Source organism: Mycobacterium sp. SP-6446 (assembly GCF_001954045.1).
Classification (GTDB): domain Bacteria; phylum Actinomycetota; class Actinomycetes; order Mycobacteriales; family Mycobacteriaceae; genus Mycobacterium.
The window spans coordinates 1-21196 of record NZ_MBEM01000090.1 but is presented as its reverse complement, the minus strand read 5'-3'; the positions used below and the strand labels follow the sequence as shown (position 1 = coordinate 21196).

At 66.7% G+C, this 21196-nt stretch carries 18 protein-coding genes and 2 pseudogenes; 13 read left to right on the top strand and 7 right to left on the bottom strand.

The genetic code is table 11. The features are described 5' to 3' along the window. Positions 1-43: 43 nt before the first annotated feature. Positions 44-415 (top strand): annotated as a pseudogene (locus tag A5736_RS07230) (diiron oxygenase); the annotation flags it as partial. A 50-nt stretch (positions 416-465) separates the two neighbouring features. Here the strand turns inward: A5736_RS07230 and A5736_RS27190 are convergent. Next, a pseudogene (locus A5736_RS27190) lies at positions 466-534 on the bottom strand (hypothetical protein); the annotation flags it as partial. On the opposite strand from A5736_RS27190, the gene A5736_RS07225 reads away from it, so the two are divergent. The 3 genes from A5736_RS07225 (at position 523) to A5736_RS07215 (ending at position 3843) form a co-directional block, all read left to right on the top strand. Then, the gene (locus tag A5736_RS07225) at positions 523-1764 is read left to right on the top strand and encodes a DUF4873 domain-containing protein (protein WP_254848308.1); all 1242 of its coding nucleotides are present in this window, start codon (positions 523-525) and stop codon (positions 1762-1764) included. The pseudogene A5736_RS27190 and the gene A5736_RS07225 sit on opposite strands and share 12 nt — an antisense overlap. Positions 1765-2106: 342 nt before the next feature. After that, positions 2107-2880 (top strand): STAS domain-containing protein, encoded by a 774-nt coding sequence (locus tag A5736_RS07220; RefSeq protein WP_139333183.1) that lies wholly within the window; start codon positions 2107-2109, stop codon positions 2878-2880. Between the two features lie 96 nt (positions 2881-2976). Further along, on the top strand, positions 2977-3843 hold the full coding sequence (locus A5736_RS07215; protein ID WP_076057614.1) for an LLM class flavin-dependent oxidoreductase: 867 nt from the start codon (positions 2977-2979) through the stop codon (positions 3841-3843). A 59-nt stretch (positions 3844-3902) separates the two neighbouring features. Here A5736_RS07215 and A5736_RS07210 read toward each other — a convergent pair whose 3' ends face one another. After that, positions 3903-4712, bottom strand: a complete 810-nt coding sequence (locus A5736_RS07210) for an enoyl-CoA hydratase/isomerase family protein (RefSeq protein WP_076245348.1) — start codon at positions 4710-4712, stop codon at positions 3903-3905. Between the two features lie 75 nt (positions 4713-4787). Here A5736_RS07210 and A5736_RS07205 point away from each other — a divergent pair, with 75 nt between their 5' ends. Further along, on the top strand, positions 4788-5702 hold the full coding sequence (locus A5736_RS07205; protein WP_076245347.1) for an SAM-dependent methyltransferase: 915 nt from the start codon (positions 4788-4790) through the stop codon (positions 5700-5702). A 14-nt stretch (positions 5703-5716) separates the two neighbouring features. Here the strand turns inward: A5736_RS07205 and A5736_RS07200 are convergent, their stop codons facing one another. Further along, entirely contained in the window at positions 5717-7654 is a 1938-nt protein-coding gene (locus tag A5736_RS07200) for a fumarylacetoacetate hydrolase family protein (protein ID WP_076245345.1), read from the bottom strand. Then, positions 7651-9912 carry an ATP-dependent DNA ligase gene (locus A5736_RS07195; protein ID WP_076245343.1) on the bottom strand — a complete coding sequence of 754 codons (2262 nt, stop codon included), beginning with the start codon at positions 9910-9912 and terminating at the stop codon, positions 7651-7653. The genes A5736_RS07200 and A5736_RS07195 overlap by 4 nt, the downstream gene beginning before the upstream one ends. Before the next feature lie 47 nt (positions 9913-9959). Between A5736_RS07195 and A5736_RS07190 the strand changes: the two genes are divergently transcribed. The 3 genes from A5736_RS07190 (at position 9960) to A5736_RS07180 (ending at position 13287) form a co-directional block, all read left to right on the top strand. Further along, positions 9960-11363, top strand: a complete 1404-nt coding sequence (locus A5736_RS07190; protein ID WP_254848307.1) for a mannitol dehydrogenase family protein — start codon at positions 9960-9962, stop codon at positions 11361-11363. Next, entirely contained in the window at positions 11360-12286 is a 927-nt protein-coding gene (locus A5736_RS07185) for a carbohydrate kinase (RefSeq protein WP_076245340.1), read from the top strand. The genes A5736_RS07190 and A5736_RS07185 overlap by 4 nt, the downstream gene beginning before the upstream one ends. Positions 12287-12348: 62 nt before the next feature. Beyond that, on the top strand, positions 12349-13287 hold the full coding sequence (locus A5736_RS07180; protein WP_076245338.1) for a Ku protein: 939 nt from the start codon (positions 12349-12351) through the stop codon (positions 13285-13287). Positions 13288-13291: 4 nt separating this feature from the next. Here the strand turns inward: A5736_RS07180 and pstA are convergent, their stop codons facing one another. Genes pstA through pstS form a run of 3 tightly spaced genes read right to left on the bottom strand, consistent with a single transcriptional unit; the run spans position 13292 to position 16303 of the window. Continuing rightward, positions 13292-14194, bottom strand: coding sequence for a phosphate ABC transporter permease PstA (pstA, locus tag A5736_RS07175; RefSeq protein ID WP_076128896.1), 903 nt, complete (start codon positions 14192-14194; stop codon positions 13292-13294). Next, a complete protein-coding gene (pstC, locus tag A5736_RS07170) occupies positions 14191-15180 on the bottom strand; it encodes a phosphate ABC transporter permease subunit PstC (RefSeq protein WP_076128894.1) in 990 nt (329 codons plus the stop codon). Before pstC ends, pstA begins: the two co-directional genes overlap by 4 nt. A gap of 10 nt (positions 15181-15190) precedes the next feature. Continuing rightward, positions 15191-16303: a phosphate ABC transporter substrate-binding protein PstS gene (gene pstS, locus A5736_RS07165; protein WP_076245336.1), complete on the bottom strand. Its 1113-nt coding sequence runs from the start codon at positions 16301-16303 to the stop codon at positions 15191-15193. Between the two features lie 317 nt (positions 16304-16620). Between pstS and A5736_RS07160 the strand changes: the two genes are divergently transcribed. The 5 genes from A5736_RS07160 to A5736_RS07140 form a co-directional block, all read left to right on the top strand. Further along, positions 16621-17412, top strand: a complete 792-nt coding sequence (locus tag A5736_RS07160; RefSeq protein WP_076245334.1) for an SDR family oxidoreductase — start codon at positions 16621-16623, stop codon at positions 17410-17412. Between the two features lie 25 nt (positions 17413-17437). Continuing rightward, on the top strand, positions 17438-18514 hold the full coding sequence (locus A5736_RS07155) for a diacylglycerol kinase (protein WP_076245332.1): 1077 nt from the start codon (positions 17438-17440) through the stop codon (positions 18512-18514). Positions 18515-18589: 75 nt separating this feature from the next. Further along, complete coding sequence (locus tag A5736_RS07150) at positions 18590-19303, top strand: SDR family oxidoreductase (RefSeq protein WP_076245330.1); 714 nt, start codon at positions 18590-18592, stop codon at positions 19301-19303. A gap of 49 nt (positions 19304-19352) precedes the next feature. Further along, the gene (locus A5736_RS07145; RefSeq protein ID WP_254848309.1) at positions 19353-20627 is read left to right on the top strand and encodes an Nramp family divalent metal transporter; all 1275 of its coding nucleotides are present in this window, start codon (positions 19353-19355) and stop codon (positions 20625-20627) included. 231 nt (positions 20628-20858) lie between these two features. After that, positions 20859-21196 (top strand): hypothetical protein (locus A5736_RS07140; protein WP_139333182.1); only part of this gene is annotated, 338 nt, incomplete at its 3' end.

The following is a 21196-nucleotide window of genomic DNA, read 5'->3' as shown; positions in this document are numbered from 1 at the left end:
GGCCATCGAACGCATCGGCGCGAGGCCGGTACGCCCGCGATGGGTGCACCGGATCGTCATCAACGCATTGCCGCTGGCGTTCCAGCGCGGCTCGATGCTGTGGGTCGCCGCGCTGATCGGGGAGGAAATCTTCGACTCGCTGCAGCGGCAGATGATGGACGACCCGGAGCTGCAGCCAATCATCCAGCGGCTCATGCGAATTCACGTCACCGAAGAGGCGCGGCATATCCAGTTCGCGCGTGACGGCGCACGCAAACGGGTGCAGGAGATGCCCCGGATCAACAAGTGGTTCATGGCCAACATCAACGGGCTCGGTGGTTACTTCTTCCGTTACCTGTTCAGCAATCCGGTTCCGTATGCGCGGGCGGGCCTGGACGCCAAGCGGGCGCGCGCGACCGCACGCAGCAGCCCGCATCGCTACGAAATGCAGGTCGCCGGGTTCGCTCCGCTCGCGGCGTTTTTGACCGAGGTCGGCCTGATGGGACCGATCGCGCGCCGCGCCTGGAAGCGCACCAGGTTTCTGTGAGCCGAACGCGCGTCGTCATCGTCGGCGCCGGAGTTCGCGGCCGGTGCGCCGCAACGGAATTGCTGGCGGCGGGAATCACGGACATCGTGATGCTGGACTGCGCACCGGACACACCGCATGACTGGCCGGCACCCCTGGACGGGCTGCTGCTTTCCGGTCGCGAGGTCGTGGGTTCAGTGTTCGACGACGACACCCACACCTGGGAGTTGCGAACGACCTGCGGCGAGATCTTCCACGGCGGCATCGTCATCGCGGCCCACGAACCGGGATACGTCCCGTGGATACCCGAGCTCGCCGGTCGCGACGAGTTCCGGGGAACGTCTTTTCATGTGGCGCAATGGGATTCCGGGTTCGATCCCCGCGGCAAACGCATCGCGATCATCGGCACCGACGCCACCGCGGGTCATCGCATCGGGGAGTTGATCGCAACGGCAGCCTCGGTCACCGTTTTCGCATACCCGCCGCGCCGGATTGTCGACGGGATGCCGTGGCCGACAACGCGAGTCAAGCGGTGGCTACGCCGCCGTGCCAGGCCCGCGCTGGTGAAATCGGCGGTCGGCGCGATCACCCCGTCGGGCATCCGGACCAGCGACGGCGCCGAACACCGCGCCGACGCCATCATCTACGGCACCGGTTTCGCGGTCCCCGATCGGGACACAATTACGGCGCTGGTCGGCACCGGCGGGTTGACCATCCGGCAGGCGTGGCACGACGGCATGGAGCCCTTCCAGGGCGTCGCCGTTCACGGCTTCCCGAACTACTTCTTCGTCGCCGGCCCCGATGCCGCCGCGCAGGCGCGCTACGTCGCCGAGTGCGTACGACTCATGAAGCACTCCGCCAGCACCCGCATCGAAGTGCTTCGCAGCAGCCAGCAGGTGTTCAACGAGCGAGTCCATCTCGCACCCGCGCCACCTTTCCCGGTGGTGTCGGCGTTCGACCTGTCGTCGGGCGCCGGCGACGACGAGACCTACGACGGCGCGGCGACGCTGACGATCGCCGGCACCAGCCATCCGGTCCGCGTCCGCCTGACCGGCCACCTGGACCCGATCGACGGCCATTACCACTGGCAGGGGACGGTTTTCAGTTCTTCGGCGGAATCGTTGCCGGTCGAGGCCCTCAAGGCGCGCAGCGTGACGGTGACGGTGGGCGAGCGCAGCGCGGCCGCGCGCATCGTGGAACGGACACCGTGGGGCACTCACTCGGTCGCCGGGGTGGGCGCTCCGCCGTACCCGCACTAGCTGCGATCGTCGGGTTTACAAGCTTTTACGCATGGGTAAACCGCAAAGTCTGAACTGACTCAAACGGGGGGTCGGCCGCCTCGATAGGCGGCTCCGCGGGGACTGTGCTGCGGCAGGCGGCGGGACAAAGAGAATGTTTGGCGTGGTGGCAGGCGATGCTTCGCACGGGTGGGGTCGGGGGGCGGATCCCACTCGCGTGCACCCCGCTGCCTGGTCCTGGGCCGGTCGTTTGCCCACCAAGCCAAGAGCGCAGGGAACCCGAGCTCGATCGGGACACACCCGTTCGCACCTGACTTGCTCACGGATCACAGTCGGTGAAAATAGACCCGGGCGTCGAAAGGGGTGGCTGCGGTGAGTGCGGAAGCTGAGTCTCCGAACTCGCTGACGGTTGCGGCGCGGGCGGAAAAGTCGGTGGCGGTGCTGACCGTCGAGGGAGTACTCGACGCCGGCAACTCCGCGCCGCTGCGCGACAGCATTACGAAGGCCACGCTCGACAAGCCTTCCGCCGTCGTCGTCGACATCACCGCACTTCGGGTGCCCGAGGAATCGGCCCTGTCGGCATTCATCGGCGCGCGCTGGCAGCTCGAGGCCCAGCCCGAGGTCCCCGTCGTGCTGGTGTGCGCGCATCGCGCGACCCGCGAGGCGGTCACCCGCAGCGGGTTCGCGTCCTTCATGCCGGTGTACTCGACCGAGAAAGCGGCAATGAAAGCGCTCGATCGGCTCACCCGTCTCCCGCTCCGGCGCGCCGATGCCGAGCTGCCAGCGAACCTGACCAGCCTGCGCGAATCGCGCCGGCTGGTTCGGGAGTGGCTCACCGCGTGGTCACAATCCAAGCTCATCCCGGTCGCGTTGGTGGTTGTCAACGTGTTCGTCGAGAACGTGCTGGAACACACCGGCAGCGTCCCGCTGATGCGGATCGAAACCGACGGCGCGACGGCAACCATCGCGGTGTCCGACGACAGCACCACGCCGGCCCTGCGGCTGCCGTCGCCGGACCAGGGAATCGACGTGTCGGGCCTGGCCATCGTCGACGCGTTGTCGCGCGCGTGGGGCAGCACGCCCACCGCGACCGGCAAGACGGTGTGGGCGGTCATCGGCCCCGAAAATCAGCTCTAGGCGACCTCGTCGCGCCTTGTCCGTGGACCCGAGCGCGGGTAGAACTAGAACACGTTCTAATGTCGTGTGACGGTCCTCTCACGGAAGGCGAATGACGTGCGGTTTACCTACGCGGAGGCGATGACGGACTTTAGGTACTACATCCCCCTGGCCAAGGCGGCCGAAGCAGCCGGCTACCACGCCATGACGATCGCCGACAGCATCGCGTACCCGTTCGAATCCGACTCCAAGTACCCCTACACACCCGACGGCAATCGCGAGTTTCTGGATGGCAAGGAGTTCATCGAGACCTTTGTGTTGACGTCGGCCTTGGGCGCGGTGACGTCGACCCTGCGGTTCAACTTCTTCGTCCTCAAGCTGCCTATCCGGCCGCCGGCGCTGGTGGCCAAACAAATCGGGTCGCTGGCCGCGATGACCGACAACCGGGTGGGCTTCGGCGTGGGCACCAGCCCGTGGCCCGAGGACTACGAGTTGCTCGGAGTCCCATTCGCCAAGCGCGGCAAGCGAATGGACGAATGCATCGAAATCATCCAGGGCCTCACCACCGGTGAGTACTTCGAATTCCACGGCGAGTTCTACGACATCCCCAAGACCAAGATGACGCCGGCGCCCACCAAACCAATCCCGATCCTGATCGGCGGGCACGCCGACGCGGCGCTGCGGCGCGCGGCACGCCTGGACGGCTGGATGCACGGCGGCGGCGACCCCGAGGAACTCGACCATCTACTGGCCAAGCTCAAGAAGTTCCGCGAAGAAGCGGGCAAGACCGGGCCGTTCGAGATTCACGTGATCTCGGTCGACGGCTTCACCGTGGACGGGGTCAAGCGGCTCGAGGACAAGGGCGTCACCGACGTCATCGTCGGCTTCCGCATCCCCTACATCATGGGCAAGGACACCGAACCGCTGGACACCAAGATCCGCAACCTGGAGATGTTCGCCGAGAACGTGATCGCGAAAGTCTAGCCGTCACAGCGGCGGTCGCGAGCGCGGCGAAGCCGGGCGAAGCGGGCCGCCGCCAAGCGTCACAGGGGATCCCACTTCGGGGCCCGCTTTTCCATGTGCGCTTTGGCGGCCTCGAGCGGATTGTTGGTGAAACCGGACAGGATCTGGGTTCGATTCTCCAGTTCGATGGCGTGCCGCAAGCTGGGTGCGTCCAGCGCCGCGTTGAGCCCAATCTTGGTCTGCCACACGCCATAAGCGTTGTTCTCGGCGATCGAGCGGGCCAGCTTCAGCGCCGCGGGCATCAGGTCGTCCGGCCCCACGACTTCGTGCACCAGTTTGATGCGATACGCCTCGGCGGCGTCGATGATGCGGCCGGTGAGCATCAGCTCCCGCGCGACTCCGGCGCCGACGATTTTCGGCAGCAGGTAGCTGGTGCCCATGTCCATCGACGAGAAGCCGGCCTTGATGAACACCGAGCCGAATCTCGCCTGCTCGGAAGCGACCCGGATATCGCTGACCAACGCGAACGCCAGCCCACCCCCGACGGCCACGCCGTTCACGGCCGCGATCACCGGGACGTCGAGCTCGTAGAGCCGCGTGAACAGATTGGCCAGCCGGACCTGTGAGTCGTAGTTGACCTTGAACGGCGGGGTCGACGGGCTCGCGGGCTTGGTCCATGCCTGGCCGGTGCCGCTCAGATCGGCGCCGGCGCAGAATCCGCGTCCGGCGCCGGTAAGGATCGCGACGCGAAATTCGCCGCCGCTGAGGACATCCAGGGCATGGTCCACGCCGTCGATGAGCGATCCGTCGATGGCGTTCAGGCGTTCCGGCCGGTTCAGGGTGATGCAGGCGATATTGTCCTCGAGCGTTTCCAGTTCTACTGCTGACATATCCAAACCGTATGCGACATGGTTCTTTACCGGCGAGGCCTACCCTGGTTTCGCCGTCGCGTCGAAGGAGCAACCATGGCACGAACAGAAGGCGACACGTGGGACTTGGCCAATAGTGTCGGAGCGACCGCGACCATGGTCGCCGCCGCCCGGGCCGCCGCGACCAAACGCCCGCGCCCGGTGATCGATGACCCGTTCGCCGAGCCGCTGGTGCGTGCGGTCGGTATCGATGTCTTCACCCGCATCGCGGCCGGCGAGATGGATGCCATCGAGGCCGAGGGCGGGGTTGGGTTCCCGAGGATGGTCGACACGTTCGCCGCTCGTGCCCGCTTCTATGACGACTATTTCGCCGACGCCGGCGAGGCGGGCGTGCGCCAGGTCGTCATCGTCGCGTCCGGCTTGGATGCCCGGCCGTATCGGCTCGCGTGGCCGGCGGGGACGACGGTGTATGAGATCGATCAGCCGGAGGTGATCGAGTTCAAGGCGGCGACGCTGTCTCGGCTCAACGCCGCTCCCACCGCCGAGCACCGCGCGGTCGGCATCGATCTCCGGGACGATTGGCCCGCGGCGCTGCGGCAGGCCGGCCACGACCCCGCCGCGCCCACCGCGTGGCTCGCCGAGGGGGTGCTCATCGGTTTCCTGCCGCCCGAGGCCGAAGTTCGGCTGCTCGACAACATCATTGGGCTCAGCGCCACGGGCAGCAGGTTCGCCGCGGACTACGGGCAGGTCGCCGGATCGTCGGAGGAGGCGCAGGAGCACTCGCGGCGCGCGACCGAGGGCTGGCGACGGCAGGGCCTCGACATGGACATCGCGGCCCTGACCTATCCCGGTGAGCACACCGACGTCGCCGCGCACCTGCGCGCCGACGGGTGGGATGCGACGACAGCCACCCTCGCCGAGCTCTTCGCCGCCGCCGGCCTGCCGAAACTAGAGGAGTCCGAGCACGGCGCGGCGGCCACGCTCAGCTTCATGCGGGCGGTCAAGGCCTAGCGGCGCAGCAGTCCTCAGCCGCGCTTGGCCAACCACTCGGCCTGCATCACCAACAGCGCCATGACCTCCAGCTGCGGGGTGTCGGGGTCGAGTTCGCGGTAGCGCTGATAGACGTTGACGACGACGCGCTCGGCGTCCAGCCACGTCGCGTACTCGCCGAGGTCAATGGTGTCGGCGGCCTCGGACCACGACATGCCCTTGCAATAAGCGGACTCGGCCTGCTGGGCGACGTGCGCGAGATAGCCACGGACGGCGCGGATTCCATCGGGATCGGTGACCGGCCCGTGGCCGGGCACCACGATGGGCGCGTCCATCGCGATCATCACGTCGCAGGCCCTGATCCAGTTGGCGATGGGGCCGGCCCACACGATCGGGGTGCAGCCGATGAACAGCAAATCGCCGCCGAAAAGCACCCCGGCGTCAGGCACGTGCACCACCGAATCCGCAGCGGTGTGAGCCGGACCCAGGTTCAGCAGATTGACCTCGCGGCCGCCGACCTCGATGGTCAGGTCGCCCTCGAACGTCTGGTCGGCGTTGCGCAACTTGATGCCGCTGAAGTCGAAGTGCCCGAAGCGGTCTCGCGTGTACGGCGTCGCAATCGGGCCCAGGTTGGCGGTCTGCGCCATGGCCAGCATCTCGGGTGGCATCCCGTGTGCGATCTCATCGGCCGTGCCCCGGGCGGCGATGATCCGCACCGATTCGTCGAGCAACTGATTGCCGTGCGTGTGGTCGCCGTTGGAATGCGTGATCAAGGCGTCGGAGATGGGCGCTCGATCGGTGATGGGCCGCATCGCGTGGAGCATTTCGCGGGTCAGTGCCAGGTCGAACAGGGTGTCGACGAGCAGTGACGCGCCGTCGCCGGCCACCAGCCCGGCGTTGCTCCAGCCGTAGCCCCCGTCGGGCAGGGTCCAGGCCCAGACGCGTTCGGCGACCTCGTGCAGCCCGCGGGTGTAGGGCACCCGCGCGGGTGCCCGGTTGACCCGGGGCGCCGCGGGTTTGGCGTCGGGGTTGGGCCGGGCGGGCAGCGGGTGCGGCGCGGCGCTGGCACGGACGGTTTGCCGGGTCTCCCCCAGCCCCTGGACCTTCAGGGTCACGACGTCGCCGTCATGCAGCCAGCCCGGGAAGGATTCCAGTGCCGCCGGGTTGAGGTGTTCGACCAGCGTGCAGGTGGGCACCGTGCCGGAGCCGATGACGTCACCGGGACGCAGCGTCACCCCGCGGGACACGTAGGAAATGACTTCACCGAAGCTCCAATCCATTTGGGCGGTGGACCCGGAGCCGATCACCGTATCGTTCACCAGGGCACTCACCTGCAGATCGAGCTTGCCGTCGCGGCGGTATCCCTCGAGCTCGTCGGGCGTCACAAGATAGGGGCCCAGCGTGACACCGCTGTCCTTGCCCTTGCCCTGCCCGATCGCCAGTTGGCTCTCCAGCTGCTGCAGGTCTCTTGCCGACCAGTCGTTGAAGATGGTGTAGCCGATGATGGCCCGTTCAGCCTGCTCGACGGTCATGTCCTTGCCGCCGGTGCCGATGACCGCCGCGATCTCCAATTCGAAGTCCTGCCAAGCACTTCCGGGCGCGCTCGGTGCGTCGTCGTAGGGACCCAAAACCGTTGCCGGGCAGGCGAAGTAAAACGCCGGGATGCGGTACCAGGTGTCGGCGAGGACCCGGCCGGCGCCCAGCGCGGCCTGGCAGTTGCGCATGTGATCCAGAAAGCACAGCGAGTCGCGGATCGAGGGTGGGCGCAGGATCGGTGCCGCCAAGGTCACGGCGGCGAGTTGCACCACGGCCGCTGGTGAACGCTGCACGTCTTCGCCGGCTTGTCGCAGCCCGTCGGCACCGCGCCCGATCAGCTCCAGCAGCGTCACGCCAGGCGGCATCGCGTGGATCGCGTCGCCGGAAAGGACCCCGGTGCGCTCACCGTCGGCACCCCGATACGTCACCCATTTCATTCGCGCACCACCTCATCTGGTTTCTTGTCCGGCCGAAGCCCACGCCAACTCGATTGGCGCAGCCGGTTATCCGGTGTCCACTCGCTGTAGCGCACCTCGCCGACCAGGACCGGCTCGACGTACGTCACTCCCCGCGCTTCGCTCCGGGGAAGCGGCGGGTCGAAGGGCGATTCGTCGGTGTGCAACGGCGCCAACGTCTTCTTCAGGTTCGCCAGGTCGCGTTCGGTGAAGCCGGTGCCGACCTTGCCCGCGAAATGCAGACCGCCGTCACCGGGGATACCCATCAGCAGCGAGCCGATCCCGCTGCTGCGCCCGCCCTCCCCGGCCTTCCAGCCGCCGATGACGACTTCCTGGGTGTTCCAGTTCTTGTCCTTGATCCAAGACGCCGAACGTCGGCCCGGCTGATAGGTGGAGTCACGTTTCTTCCCGACCACGCCCTCCCACCCGTGCTTGCGTGAGTGCTCGAGGGCCTGGGCGCCGTCACCGGGCAGGAGGTCGGGAACGATCAGATCGCCCGTGCTGGCAAGGATTTCCAGCAGCTTTCGCCGGTCTTGGTAGCGCGCCCGCAGCAGCGAGCGGCCGTCGAGGTAGAGCAGGTCGAACGCCCAGTACTCGACGCGGGAACCGCGGCCCCGGTTCTGCATCCCGTGGAAGCTGGGCACCCCGGCCTCGTCCAGGATGACGGCCTCGCCGTCCAGCACCACGTGATGATCGGCCAGATCGGCCGCAAGCGAACGTAATTCGGGATATTCCTTGGTGACTTCGCGGCCGCGTCGGGACCGTATCCGCAAGTCGCCGTGGTCGACCTCCACCAGGAGCCGGTAGCCGTCCCATTTGCCTTCGAAAGCCCACTGGCCGGCCGTGCGGGCGGCCACCGAACCCTCCGAGGCGAGCATCGGGGTGATGGCGTCGAAGTCGAAGACCTTCTGGTCCTTCATCCGGTGCGCCAGCCACTGGTCGCCGTTGGTTTGAATCAGCGCGTAGCGCCCGGAGATCCGGTTGCCGTGCAGGTTGACGATGACCTCGTCGTCGAGAAACTTCTCGGCCTCATATGTTCCGGCATCCCAGATCACCACCTTGCCGGCGCCGTACTCGCCTTTGGGGATATTGCCCTCGAATGAGCCGTATTCCAGCGGATGATCCTCGGTATGCACCGCCAGGTGGTTGACCGACGGTATCTCGGGCAGGTTTTTCGGCACCGCCCACGACACCAGCACGCCGTCTCGCTCCAGCCGGAAGTCGTAGTGCAGCCGGCGGGCGTGATGCTCCTGAATGACAAACGAATTGCCCTGGCCGGTAACGGGTTTCCCAGCCGGCACCGGCTCGGGAGTCTTCGACGCGTCCCGCATGCTGCGGTATTTGCTCAGCCGGTCACTGACGGGGGCGTCGGCATCGAGGGCCTCCAGCAGGTCGCCGTCGCGGGCCACGCGGTCGAGCACCTCGTCGTAGCGCAGTTGGCCCACGGAGGGGTCCTCGAGTTCCTGCCACGTGCGCGGCGCCGCGACCGTCGGATGTTCGCGCCCGCGCAGCGAGTAGGGCGCGATGGTGGTTTTCGCGCCGTTGTTCTGGCTCCAATCCAGGAACACTTTGCCGGCCCGCAGGCTCTTGGTCATCGTCGACGTGACCAACTTGGGCATCGTCTTCTCCAGTTGCTGCGCAACGCGTTTGGCCAGCACCGAAGCGCCTCTGCTGCTGACCGGCTCGGCCAGCGGCGTGTAGAGGTGCAGTCCCTTGCTGCCGCTGGTGAGCGGGAACGTGGTGAGCCCGATGTCGGCGATCAGATCCCGCACCGCATGCGCCACTTCACACAGTTGGGCCATCGTCACGCCCTCGCCAGGATCGAGGTCGAACACCAGTCGTGTCGCCGGGCCGGGCTTGAGTTCTTCGGCCTTGCTTCGGGTCCACTCGGCGACGAACCGCCACTGCGGCACGTGCACCTCCAGTGCCGCCTGTTGCGCGATCCACGCCAGCCCGTCGGGGCTGTCGATGATCGGATACGTCGTCGTTCCGGACCGGTGCGTCACGCTGGCGCGCGGCAACCAGTCGGGCGCCGACGACGCGAGCTGTTTCTCGAAGAACGAGTCCTGCTCGACGCCGTTGGGCCAGCGCTTGCGGGTCGCCGGGCGCCCGGCGATGTGCGGCAGCATCACCTCGGTGATGCGGGTGTAGTAGTCGAAGACGTCGGCCTTCGTGGTTCCGGTGGCGGGGTATAGCACCTTGTCGGCATTGGTCAGCTTGACCCGCGCCTGCGCACCCATGTTTTCAACGTACGTCTTCGGCGGCTTGGGTCGGTACCGTCGAGATTGTGGTTTCGCTGAGCAGCGCCACCCTGGGACAACTGTCGATCCCGACACCGTCCTATGACCGTGACCGCGTGCAGGTCGGCATCGCGCACGTCGGCGTCGGCGGCTTTCACCGGGCGCATCAGGCGATGTACATCGATAGCTTGCTGCGGCAGGGTCTGGCACAGCAGTGGGGCATCTGCGGAATCGGGCTGCTGCCGGACGACCGCCGGATGAGGGACGTGCTGCGCGCCCAGGATGGCCTGTACACGCTGATCCTCGAGCACCCCGACGGCAGCCGCGACGCGCGGGTGATCGGCTCGATCGTCGACTACCGCTATGCGCCCGAGGACCCGCAGGCGACGATCGAGTTGCTGGCCGCGCCGACGACCCGGGTCATCTCGATGACCATCACCGAGGGCGGCTACCGGGCAAGGGACCCCGATTCGGTTTTCGGGCTGATCGTCGAGGCCCTGGCGCGCCGCTGTGACCGCGGCGTCGCCGCGCCGACGATCGTGTCGTGCGACAACGTCGAAACCAACGGGGACGTCGCGCGCCGAGCCGTCGTCGCCCATGCCGAATTGCTGCGGCCGGGCCTGGCCGATTGGATCGCGGAGACAACTCGATTCCCGTGCTCGATGGTGGACCGCATCACGCCGGTCACGACGCCCGACATCATCGCCGCGGTAGAACGCGACTACGGCGTCGCCGACCGGTGGCCGGTGGTGGCCGAGGAGTTCGCCGCCTGGGTCCTCGAGGACGACTTCGCCGACGGCAGACCGCCGTTGGACGAGGCGGGTGTCCTGCTCGTCGACGATGTGGCACCGTACGAGTCGATGAAGCTGCGGCTGCTCAATGCCGGGCATCAGTGCCTGTGCTATTTCGCGTGGCTGTGCGGCTACCGCATGGTCCACGACGCGGCTCGTGACCCGTTGTTCGCCGAGTTCCTGCTCGCCTACTTTGATTCCGAAGCCATTCCGACACTGCGCCCGGTGCCCGGCATCGATCTGTGCGCCTACACCCGGGCGCTCATCGAGCGCTTCGCCAACCCGGGACTGCGTGACACCGTGGCGCGGCTTTGCGCCTACTCCTCGGATCGCATCCCGACCTGGCTGCTGCCGGTGGTCCGCGACAACCTGCGCAGCGACGGGCCGATCCGGCTGGCGGCGGCGGCGGTCGCAAGCTGGGCCCGCTACGCCGAGGCGGTCGACGAAAGTGGCGAGCCGATCGAGGTTGTCGACCAACTAGCCGAATCGCTGGTCCCACTGGCACGGTCGCAGCGGGAGCATCCGACGGCGTTCATCGAAAACACCTCTCTCTTCGCGGATTTGTCGCGCGAGCCACGGTTCGTGGCCGCATACCGGTGGGCCCTGGATTCGTTGCACCGCGACGGGGCGCGAGCGACGCTGCAGGCGTTGGTGCGATGACTCGTGGGTTGGTGATCGGCGAAGCGTTGATCGACACCGTCGGTGGGGCCGAGCATGTCGGCGGCAGCCCGCTCAACGTCGCCGTCGGCTTGGCCAGGCTCGGGCGCGACGTCGATTTCCTGACCCACATCGGCGACGACGAAGCTGGCCGGCGCATCGTTGATTACGTCGAAACCTCAGGCGCACACCTTGTTTCGGGAAGCGACTCGGCTTCCCGGACGCCGACCTCGGTGGCGACGATCGCCGACGACGGGTCGGCCGACTACACGTTCGATTTGGAATGGCAGCTTTCCGGAACGCCCGAAGTCGGGCCGCCGCTGTTGGTCCACACCGGCTCGATCGCCGCCGTGCGCGAGCCGGGGTGCTTGGCGGTCGCGGCGCTGCTCGACACCTATCGCGTGTCGGCGACGGTCACGTTCGACCCAAATGTCCGTCCTTCATTGATCGTGGACCGGGACCTGGCGCGCGAACGGATCGTGCATCTGGTCGAACGCAGCGACATCGTCAAGGCCAGTGAGGACGACCTGCGCTGGGTCGATCCCGAGCACGAGCCCGAATGGACCGCCCGGACCTGGCTGGCGGCCGGACCCGCGATCGTCGCGGTGACGATGGGCGACCGAGGTGCGCTGGCGTTGTGTTCCCAAGGCCAGGCGCAAGCGGTCGCCCGGTCCGTTCGGGTGGTCGACACCGTTGGCGCCGGCGATGCCTTCATGGTGGGGCTGCTCGACACCCTCTGGGAATTGAACCTGTTGGGCGCCGACCGGCGCGCCGCGCTCGGCCGAATCGGGCTGGACGCGCTCACCGCCGCGCTGGAAGCGGCGACCCTGTCGGCGGCGCTGACCGTCGCGCGCGCCGGCGCCGATTTGCCCGACAGGGCGGCCCTGCAGGCGCAATCCCCCTTCCCTCCTGGCCGTTCCCGCTAGAAATCCCGCGCTGCGGGCCCGCCGCCCTGTTTTGCTACGGGTGGTATGGGCATACTGACTGCATGCGTTCCATCTGGAAGGGTTCGATCGCGTTCGGGCTGGTGAACGTTCCGGTCAAGGTGTACAGCGCCACCGAGGACCACGACATCAAGTTCCATCAAGTGCACGCAAAGGACAACGGCCGCATCCGGTATCAACGAGTGTGCGAGCTGGACGGCGAGGTCGTGGAATACCGTGACATAGCGCGCGCATTTGAATCCGACGACGGCCAAATGGTGGTCATCACCGACGAGGACCTCTCCACCTTGCCCGAAGAACGAAGCCGCGAAATCGAAGTGCTGGAGTTCGTCCCGGCCAGCGATGTCGATCCGATGCTGTTCGACCGCAGCTACTTCCTGGAGCCGGATTCGAAGTCGTCCAAATCCTATGTGCTGCTGGCGAAGACACTCGCCGAGACCGATCGGATGGCGATCGTTCACTTCACGCTGCGCAACAAGACCCGTCTGGCGGCGTTGCGCGTCAAGGACTTCGGCAAGCGCGATGTGATGGTGATTCACACATTGCTGTGGCCCGACGAGATCCGGGATCCCGACTTCCCGGTGCTGGACAAGAAGGTCGACGTCAAGCCAGCGGAGCTCAAGATGGCGGGGCAGGTGGTGGAGTCGATGGCCGAGGAGTTCAACCCGGACCGCTACCACGACGACTACCAGGAACAGCTGCATGAACTGGTCCAGGCGAAACTCGAAGGCGGCGAAGCGTTTACCACGGAGGAGCAGCAGCCCAAGGACCTGGACGAGGCCGAAGACGTCTCCGACCTGCTCGCCAAGCTGGAGGCCAGCGTGAAGGCGCGCTCCGGCGACGGCCAGGGGCCGGCCAAGAAGGCGCCCGCCAAGAAGGGGTCTGCGAAGAAGACGACCGCGAAGAAAGCACCGGCGAAGAAGACGACGGCGAAGAAGACAACCGCCAAGAAGGCTCCCTCAAAGGCGGCGTCGAAGTCCTGAACCCTCAGCGCCGCCGAGTTGCGACGAAGCGGAACGCCGCGGCCAGGATATTGATAACCGCCACGATGACGATGAGCGTCAACGCCGCGCCCCAGATTCGCAGGTAACCCGAATGCTGCGGGTTGGTGAGTTCGGTGTAGATCAACAGCGGTAGCGATGCCATGTTGCCGTTGAAGATGTCCACGTTGATGGAGCGGCTGTATCCGACCAGGACCAGCACCGGCGCGGTTTCGCCGATGACCCGCGCGACGGCGAGCAAGACGCCGGACAAAATTCCCGGCATCGCGATCGGAAAGACAATCCGCACAATGGTTTTCCACTTGGGGACACCCAACGCATAGCTGGCTTCTCGCAGCTCGTCAGGCACCAGCCGCAGCATTTCCTCGGTGGAACGCACCACAACCGGCAACATCAGCAACACCAACGCCAACGACACGGCGAACGCGCTCTGCGGGAATCCCAGGGTCGCGATCCACAGGCTGAAAATGAACAGCGCCGCCACGATCGAGGGAACGCCGGCCAGCACGTCGACCATGAATGTGGTCACCCGCGCTAACCAGCCGGAACTGTATTCCACGAGGAACACGGCGGTCATCAAGCCGAGCGGCACGGCAAGCACGGCCGCCACCCCGGCCTGCGCCAGCGTCCCATACAGCGCGTGGTAGACGCCTCCGGCGAATTGCTCCGGCTGCACGCCGTGCAGGGAGTGGGTCCACCAGCCCGACCGTGTTACCGCGTACCAGCCCCGCGCGATCACCACCGACAGCAGCCACACCAGCGGCACCAGAGCGATGGCGAACGAAGCGAGGAAGAACGTTGTCGCGGCATAGTTTTTGAGTCGCCGTTTGGCGCTGAGCGGGCGAAACACCACGGCCTTCACCGGCCGGTTGAGGGTCTCCACGGTCATGCGTTGACCTTCCCGCCGGCGATCGCGCGGGCCGCCGCGTTGACCACGAACGTCAGGATGAACAGCGCGAATCCCGCCGCGATGTAGGCACCGGTTGGCAGCGGCTCGCTGAATTCGGATGCGGCCGAGGCGATCTTGGAAGCGAACGTGTAACCACCGTCGAACAGCGACCAGTTTCCCGGCCGCGCGGCCGAGCGCAAGATGATCAGCACCGCCACGGTTTCGCCCAGCGCACGACCCAGGCCCAGCATCGACGCCGCGATGACACCGCTACGCCCGAACGGCAGCACGGTCATCCGCACCACCTCCCACTTGGTCGCCCCGAGCGCCTGCGCCGCCTCGATCTGGATCCGTGGCGTCTGCCGGAACACCTCGCGCGATACCGAGCTGACGATCGGCAGGATCATCACCGAGAGCACGATGCCGGCCGTGAAAATGGTGCCGCCGCCGGCCAGGGAAACGTTGCCGTGCTTGAACAAGAACAACCAGCCCAGGTTGCGATTGAGATAGGCCGCGACGGGCTCAAGCTTGGGCGCCAGCACGAAGATGCCCCATAACCCGAAGATGATCGACGGCACCGCGGCCAACAGGTCGACGATCGCCCCGAACGGACGCGACAACCGTTTCGGCGCGTATTGGGTGAGAAACACCGCGATCCCGACGGCGATGGGCACCGCCAAGACCAGAGCGAAGACCGAACTGAGCACCGTGACCATCAACAAGTCGCGGATACCGAACGCCAGGTGCTGCGCGTGGACGGTGTCGAAGGTTGCGCTGGTGAAGAAGTTCGCGTGGTTGGCGCGCAGCGAGGGAATGGCACGAATCAACAGGAATATCGCGATCAGCGCGATCGCGGCGACGATCGTCGAGCCCGCGGCGGCGGCGACGGACTGGAACAGCCGGTCGCCGCGCCGCGCCTTCCGCGGATCGATCGCCGCCAGCGCAGGTTTCGCCCCCAGGGGCGTGGCAAGTGTTTCTCGGGCCATCAATCCCCGATCACGCGAGGGCGTTGACCGAAGCCGACAGCCTCGACTTGAACGCGTCCGGGATCGGAATATATCCGTTGTCCCCCAAGCCATTCTGTCCGCCGCCGATGGTGCTCTGCAGGAACGCCTTCACGGCCGTACCGACCTGGGGGTCGGGATACTTGGAGCAGACAATCTCATAGGTCGCCAGCACGATCGGATAGGAGCCGGGCTGCGTCGGCTTGTAGAACGAGAGCGTGTCGAGCACCAAGTCGTTGCCCTGACCTTTGATCGTGGCCCCGGCGATCGTCTTGCCGACCGAGTCGGTGCTGATGGCTACCGCATCCGGACCCGCCGACGTGACGATCTTCGCCATGTTCAGTTTTTGCGCCGTGGCGAAGGACCATTCGTTGTAGGTGATCGACCCTTCGGTGGCCTTGATTGCCGCGGAGGTGCCGTCGTTGCCCTTGGCGCCCTCGCCGATACCGCCGTTGAACGTCTTTCCGGCGCCCTTGCCCCACACGCCGTTGGACGCGGCATCGAGGTACTTCTGGAAGTTGTCGGTGGTCCCGGACTGGTCGTTGCGGAACACGACGTGAATCGGCTCGGCGGGCAGGTTGACGCCGGCGTTCAGACCGGCAATCGCGGGATCGTTCCAGCTGGTGATGGCGCCGTTGAAGATCCTCGCTGCCGTCGGCCCGTCCAGGCTCAGCGAAGCCAGGCCCTTGACGTTGTAGGTGATGGCGATCGGGCCGAACACCACCGGCAGGTTCCACGCCGGCGAGCCGCAGCGCTGCTGCGCGGCGGCGTATTCGCCCGGCGCCAGCGGTGAGTCCGACCCACCGAAATCGGTTTGATTGCCGTTGAATTCGCTGATCCCCGCGCCCGAACCATTGGCCGTGTAGTTCAGCGTCTGACCCGGGCAGGTCTGTTCGAATGCGTTGACGAAGCGGGTCATCGCATTGGCCTGGGCCGTCGACCCGCTGGCCTTCAGCGTCTTCTTCCCGCCGCAGGCCACATTCGCCGATGACGTGCCGCTTGTAGAGCTTCCGCCGGTGGCGTTGTTGTCACTGCCGCACGCCGACAACGTCAGCGCGCCGACGGTCAGAATGCTCAGCGCAGCGCCAAATCGATTGGGCTTCAATTCAGTTCCTTCAGAAGAGTAACGGTTGTGTCGATCGCCGCCCCTCTGAGCCGCGGGCAGCCGACCTGCTGTCTTCCTCGCAGCCATGAAGCTAACAGTAACAAGGTTAACGTTCGGCGAATTTGCTAGCCGTCATCGTTGGCACCGCCGGTAACGGGAATTTCAGCCAGCCGGCGTCGGCCGCCCAACGGTCAACGTGGCCGCCGTCACACCCACAGCGCCCGTATGTCAAACTAGAACCTGTTTCAGAAATGCCGCTATCCGAGACGGCGCGGCTTGCTACCGTCTCATCCGATAACTCAAAAAGAGAGGCCGCAATGATCCTTGACAGGTTCCGTCTCGATGACAAAGTCGCCGTCATCACTGGTGGCGGCCGTGGCCTCGGCGCGGCCATGGCCCTGGCTTTTGCCGAAGCCGGCGCCGATGTCCTCATCGCCTCGCGAACGCAATCTCAACTAGATGCCGTCGCAGAACAGGTCCGCGCCACCGGTCGGCGGGCGCACACCGTGGCCGCCGATCTGGCCCATCCCGAGGCGACCGCGCAGCTGGCCGGTGAGGCCGTCGAGGCGTTCGGGAAACTCGACATCGTCGTCAACAATGTCGGCGGGACGATGCCCAACACGTTGCTGACCACCCCGACCAAGGACCTCAAGGACGCATTCACGTTCAACGTCGCCACCGCGCACGCTCTGACGGTCGCGGCGGTGCCGTTGATGCTCGAGCACTCCGGGGGCGGCAGCATCATCAACATCACCTCGACCATGGGCCGGCTGGCCGGACGTGGCTTCGCCGCCTACGGCACCGCCAAGGCGGCGCTGTCGCACTACACCCGGCTGGCCGCGCTGGACTTGTGTCCGCGCATCCGCGTCAACGCCATCGCTCCCGGCTCGATCCTGACCTCCGCGCTCGACGTGGTGGCCTCCAACGACGAGCTGCGCGAACCGATGGAGAAGGTGACACCCATGCGCCGCCTCGGCGACCCCGTCGACATCGCCGCTGCCGCAGTGTATTTGGCGTCGCCGGCCGGTGAGTTCCTGACCGGCAAGACGCTGGAGGTCGACGGCGGCCTCACCTTCCCCAATCTCGACATCCCCGTCCCCGACCTGTGAGCTGAAGAACCCAAAGGAGCCCGTCATGGCCATACCCGTCGTTCAGTTGGGCACCGGCAATGTCGGTGTCCACGCGCTCAAAGCGCTCATCACCAACCCGGCGTTCGAGCTCACCGGCGTCTGGGTGTCCTCGGAGGCCAAGGCCGGCAAGGACGCGGCAGAGCTTGCCGGGCTTGAGGATTCGACTGGCGTGCTGGCCAGCACCGATCTGGACGCGGTGCTGGCCACCGGACCGCAATGCGCCGTCTACAACGCAATGGCCGACAACCGCCTGCCCGAGGCGCTCGAGGACTACCGACGGGTCCTGGCGGCGGGAGTCAACATCGTCGGAAGCGGTCCGGTGTTCCTTCAATACCCCTGGCAAGTGATTCCGGAAGAGCTCACCGCGCCGCTGGAAGACGCTGCGCGCGAGGGCAATTCGAGCCTTTTCGTCAACGGCATCGATCCCGGTTTCGCCAACGACTTGTTGCCGCTGGCCCTGGCCGGCACCTGCCAGAACATCCAGCAGATCCGCTGCATGGAGATCGTCGACTACGCCACCTACGACAGCGCCGTCGTCATGTTCGACGTCATGGGCTTCGGGAAGCCCCTCGACGAGATCCCCATGCTGCTGCAGACCGGCGTGCTGAGCCTGGCCTGGGGATCGGTGGTGCGGCAACTGGCTGCGGGGCTGGGCATCACGCTCGACTCGGTCGCCGAGGAGTACGTCCGCGAGCCCGCGCCCGAGGATTTCGACATCGCATCGGGGCACATCCCGAAGGGCACCGCCGCGGCGCTGCGCTTCGAGGTGTTCGGCATGGTCAACGGCGACCCCGTCGTCGTGCTGGAGCACGTGACCCGGTTACGTGAGGACTTGTGCCCCGACTGGCCGCAGCCCGCCCAGCCCGGCGGTTCCTACCGCATAGAGATAACCGGCGAACCGTCGTACGCCATGGACATCTGCCTGAGCAGCCGCCTCGGCGATCACAACCACGCCGGGCTGGTCGCCACCGCGATGCGGGTCGTCAACGCGATTCCCGCGGTGGTGGCCGCGCCGCCCGGCATCGTGACGACCCTCGACCTGCCCCTGGTCACCGGCAAGGGGTTGTACGTTCCAGGGTGATCGACAACACGGCATGAACCCGCGCCGTTTCGGCGTTGCCCCAGTCACGAGCGCTGTCGCGGAAGGGGTAGAGCGATGCCGAAACGCCGGATTCTGATCACCGGGGCGTCGAAGGGTATCGGCCGCGCGGTCGCAGACCGCCTCGCCGCCGACGGCCACGAGCCAATCGGACTCGCGCGCACTGCGCCGTCGGACTTTCCCGGGCAATTCCACGCCGCTGACCTCGGCGACCGCGCCGCGACAGGGGCGGTCCTCAACAAGATCGTCGCCGAGGGCAGGGTCGACGCCGTGGTCAACAATGTCGGCCTGGCCCGGTTCGGGCGCATCGGGTCCATCGACCTGGACGACCTCTTCACCACTTACGACATGAACGTCCGCACCGCCGTACAGGTGGTGCAGGCGGCGCTGCCCGGCATGGCGGAGGCGGGATGGGGCCGCATCGTCAACGTCACCAGCCTTACGACGCTCGGCGTCGCCGAGCGGACCCCATACGCCGCCGCCAAGGCCGCACTGGAAACATGCACCCGCATCTGGGCCAAGGAGCTCGCCTCGACCGGCATCACCGTGAACGCGGTATCGCCGGGGCCGATCGAGACCGAGATGTTCCGGGAACGCACCCCCGCCGGATCCGAACGGGAAGGCCGTTTCCTCGCGTCGATTCCGCTGGGTCGCGTGGGGAAGCCCGCGGAGATCGCGCACGTCATCACGATGTTGCTGCACGAGGACGCCGGCTACATGACGGGACAGATCATTCACGTCGACGGGGGCGGCAGCATCGGCGCGTCATAACCGACCAGGTTGCGGCTGGACCCGCTCACCGCGCGCCACGAACAGTTCGATTAACCTAACTTTTTTATTCGATAACTCCGAATCGAGGGTCGACACCTTGGCGCAGGGCACCCAGGCCTCGCTCAAGCGGAGCTGGTATCTGCTCGGACCTGCGTTCGTCGCCGCGATCGCCTACGTCGATCCCGGGAACGTCGCGGCCAACGTCAGCTCCGGCACCCAGTTCGGCTACCTGCTGCTGTGGGTCATCGTCGGGGCCAACGTGGTGGCGGGCCTCGTCCAGTACTTGTCGGCGAAGCTCGGGCTGGTGATGGGACGCTCGCTGCCCTCGGCGATCGGCAAGCGCATGAGCCGCCCCCAACGGCTGACGTTCTGGGCGCAAGCCGAAATCGTAGCGATGGCAACCGATGTCGCCGAGGTAATCGGCGGGGCAATCGCCTTGCGCATCCTATTCGGGTTGCCGCTGCCGGTCGGCGGGATCATCACCGGGGCGATCTCGCTGCTGCTGCTGACGATCAGGGACCGTCGCGGCCAGCTCCTCTTCGAGCGCGTCATCACCGGCCTGCTGCTCGTCATCGCCGTCGGCTTCGCGGCCAGCTTCTTCGTCGCGACGCCACCGCCCGGGGCCGTGCTCGGCGGATTGGTCCCGCGCTTCCGCGGCACCGAAAGCGTGTTGCTGGCCGCCGCCATCCTCGGCGCCACCGTGATGCCGCATGCGGTCTACCTTCATTCGGGCCTCGTCCTGGATCGACACGGACACCCCGAGCCCGGCCACGACCGGCGTTGGCTGCTCCGCGTCACGCGGTTTGATGTCGTCCTGGCGATGGCGGTTGCCGGCGCGGTCAACGCGGCGATGCTGCTGGTCGCCGCGATCAATTTGCAGGGCCGCGAGGGCACCGGCTCGATCGACGGCGCGTACGTCGCGATTCATGACACGTTGGGCGCGACGATCGCGGTCCTGTTCGCGATCGGGCTGCTCGCGTCGGGCCTGGCGTCGTCGTCGGTGGGCGCCTATGCCGGCGCGATGATCATGCAGGGCCTGCTGCACCGGTCGGTGCCCATGCTGGTCCGCCGGCTGGTCACACTGTGCCCCGCGGTGGCCATCCTGGCGCTCGGTTTCGACCCGACCCGCGCGCTGGTGTTGTCGCAGGTGGTGCTGTCCTTCGGCATCCCGTTCGCGGTGCTGCCGCTGGTCAGGTTGACCAGCAATCGCGACTTGATGGGGAGCGACGCCAACCATCCCGTCACGACGGTCATCGGCTGGGCGGTCGCGGTAATGGTGAGCGTGCTCAACGCGGTGCTGATCTGGCTCACCCTGGCCGGCTAGCACAGCTGCCGTCGCACACCGCAGCGCCCGCGAAGTCGCATCCGAGCGACCGCAAGAAACTCGCAAGAACTTCGCGAACGCCTCACAAGGGGCGCGCGTCAGCCTATCCATGCCCGCCGCGACCCGCTCGGCGAAAAAGCCGTCAGAAAAGTGTCCGACTCACCCCCGATAGGTCCTCCTACCTATGACAGCGACCCAGCCCGGGCCGCGACCGCACCCAAGGAGCACTCGATGAACACCTCGCACGACCTGGATCGGACCGCCCTGGCGCCGCTGGGCGAGGAGCCGACCTCGGCGTTCGCCTGGGCGTCCAGCCCCCTAGGCGACCCGACCGATTCGTCGGGAGATCTTGCGTACCGCGAAGACGCTTCGCCCGACCCGATCGCCCCGGCCAAGCCGAAGTCGATTAACAAGACGATGGTCGCCGCGGGCCTGATCGGTGTGATCGGTGCGGGCACGGTGCTCGGCATCGCGCTCCTCGGCGGCTCGCCGCAACCGCAGCAGGTGGCCGTGACGTCGGGCTCCACCGGCGCGCCGGCCGCCAGCGCCTCGACGACGGCGGCGGGGGC

Bases quoted from the DNA above. Each gene is read 5' to 3' on its own strand.
- A5736_RS07195 (WP_076245343.1), bottom strand. From the start codon at position 9,912: ATGGGTGCGCAGGCGCGGGTCAAGCTGACCAATGCCGACAAGGTGCTA.
- A5736_RS07200 (WP_076245345.1), bottom strand. From the start codon at position 7,654: ATGAAATGGGTGACGTATCGGGGTGCCGACGGTGAGCGCACCGGGGTC.
- A5736_RS07210 (WP_076245348.1), bottom strand. From the start codon at position 4,712: ATGTCAGCAGTAGAACTGGAAACGCTCGAGGACAATATCGCCTGCATC.
- A5736_RS07160 (WP_076245334.1), top strand. From the start codon at position 16,621: ATGATCCTTGACAGGTTCCGTCTCGATGACAAAGTCGCCGTCATCACT.
- A5736_RS07150 (WP_076245330.1), top strand. From the start codon at position 18,590: ATGCCGAAACGCCGGATTCTGATCACCGGGGCGTCGAAGGGTATCGGC.
- A5736_RS07155 (WP_076245332.1), top strand. From the start codon at position 17,438: ATGGCCATACCCGTCGTTCAGTTGGGCACCGGCAATGTCGGTGTCCAC.
- A5736_RS07185 (WP_076245340.1), top strand. From the start codon at position 11,360: ATGACTCGTGGGTTGGTGATCGGCGAAGCGTTGATCGACACCGTCGGT.
- pstC (WP_076128894.1), bottom strand. From the start codon at position 15,180: ATGGCCCGAGAAACACTTGCCACGCCCCTGGGGGCGAAACCTGCGCTG.
- A5736_RS07180 (WP_076245338.1), top strand. From the start codon at position 12,349: ATGCGTTCCATCTGGAAGGGTTCGATCGCGTTCGGGCTGGTGAACGTT.
- pstA (WP_076128896.1), bottom strand. From the start codon at position 14,194: ATGACCGTGGAGACCCTCAACCGGCCGGTGAAGGCCGTGGTGTTTCGC.
- A5736_RS07205 (WP_076245347.1), top strand. From the start codon at position 4,788: ATGGCACGAACAGAAGGCGACACGTGGGACTTGGCCAATAGTGTCGGA.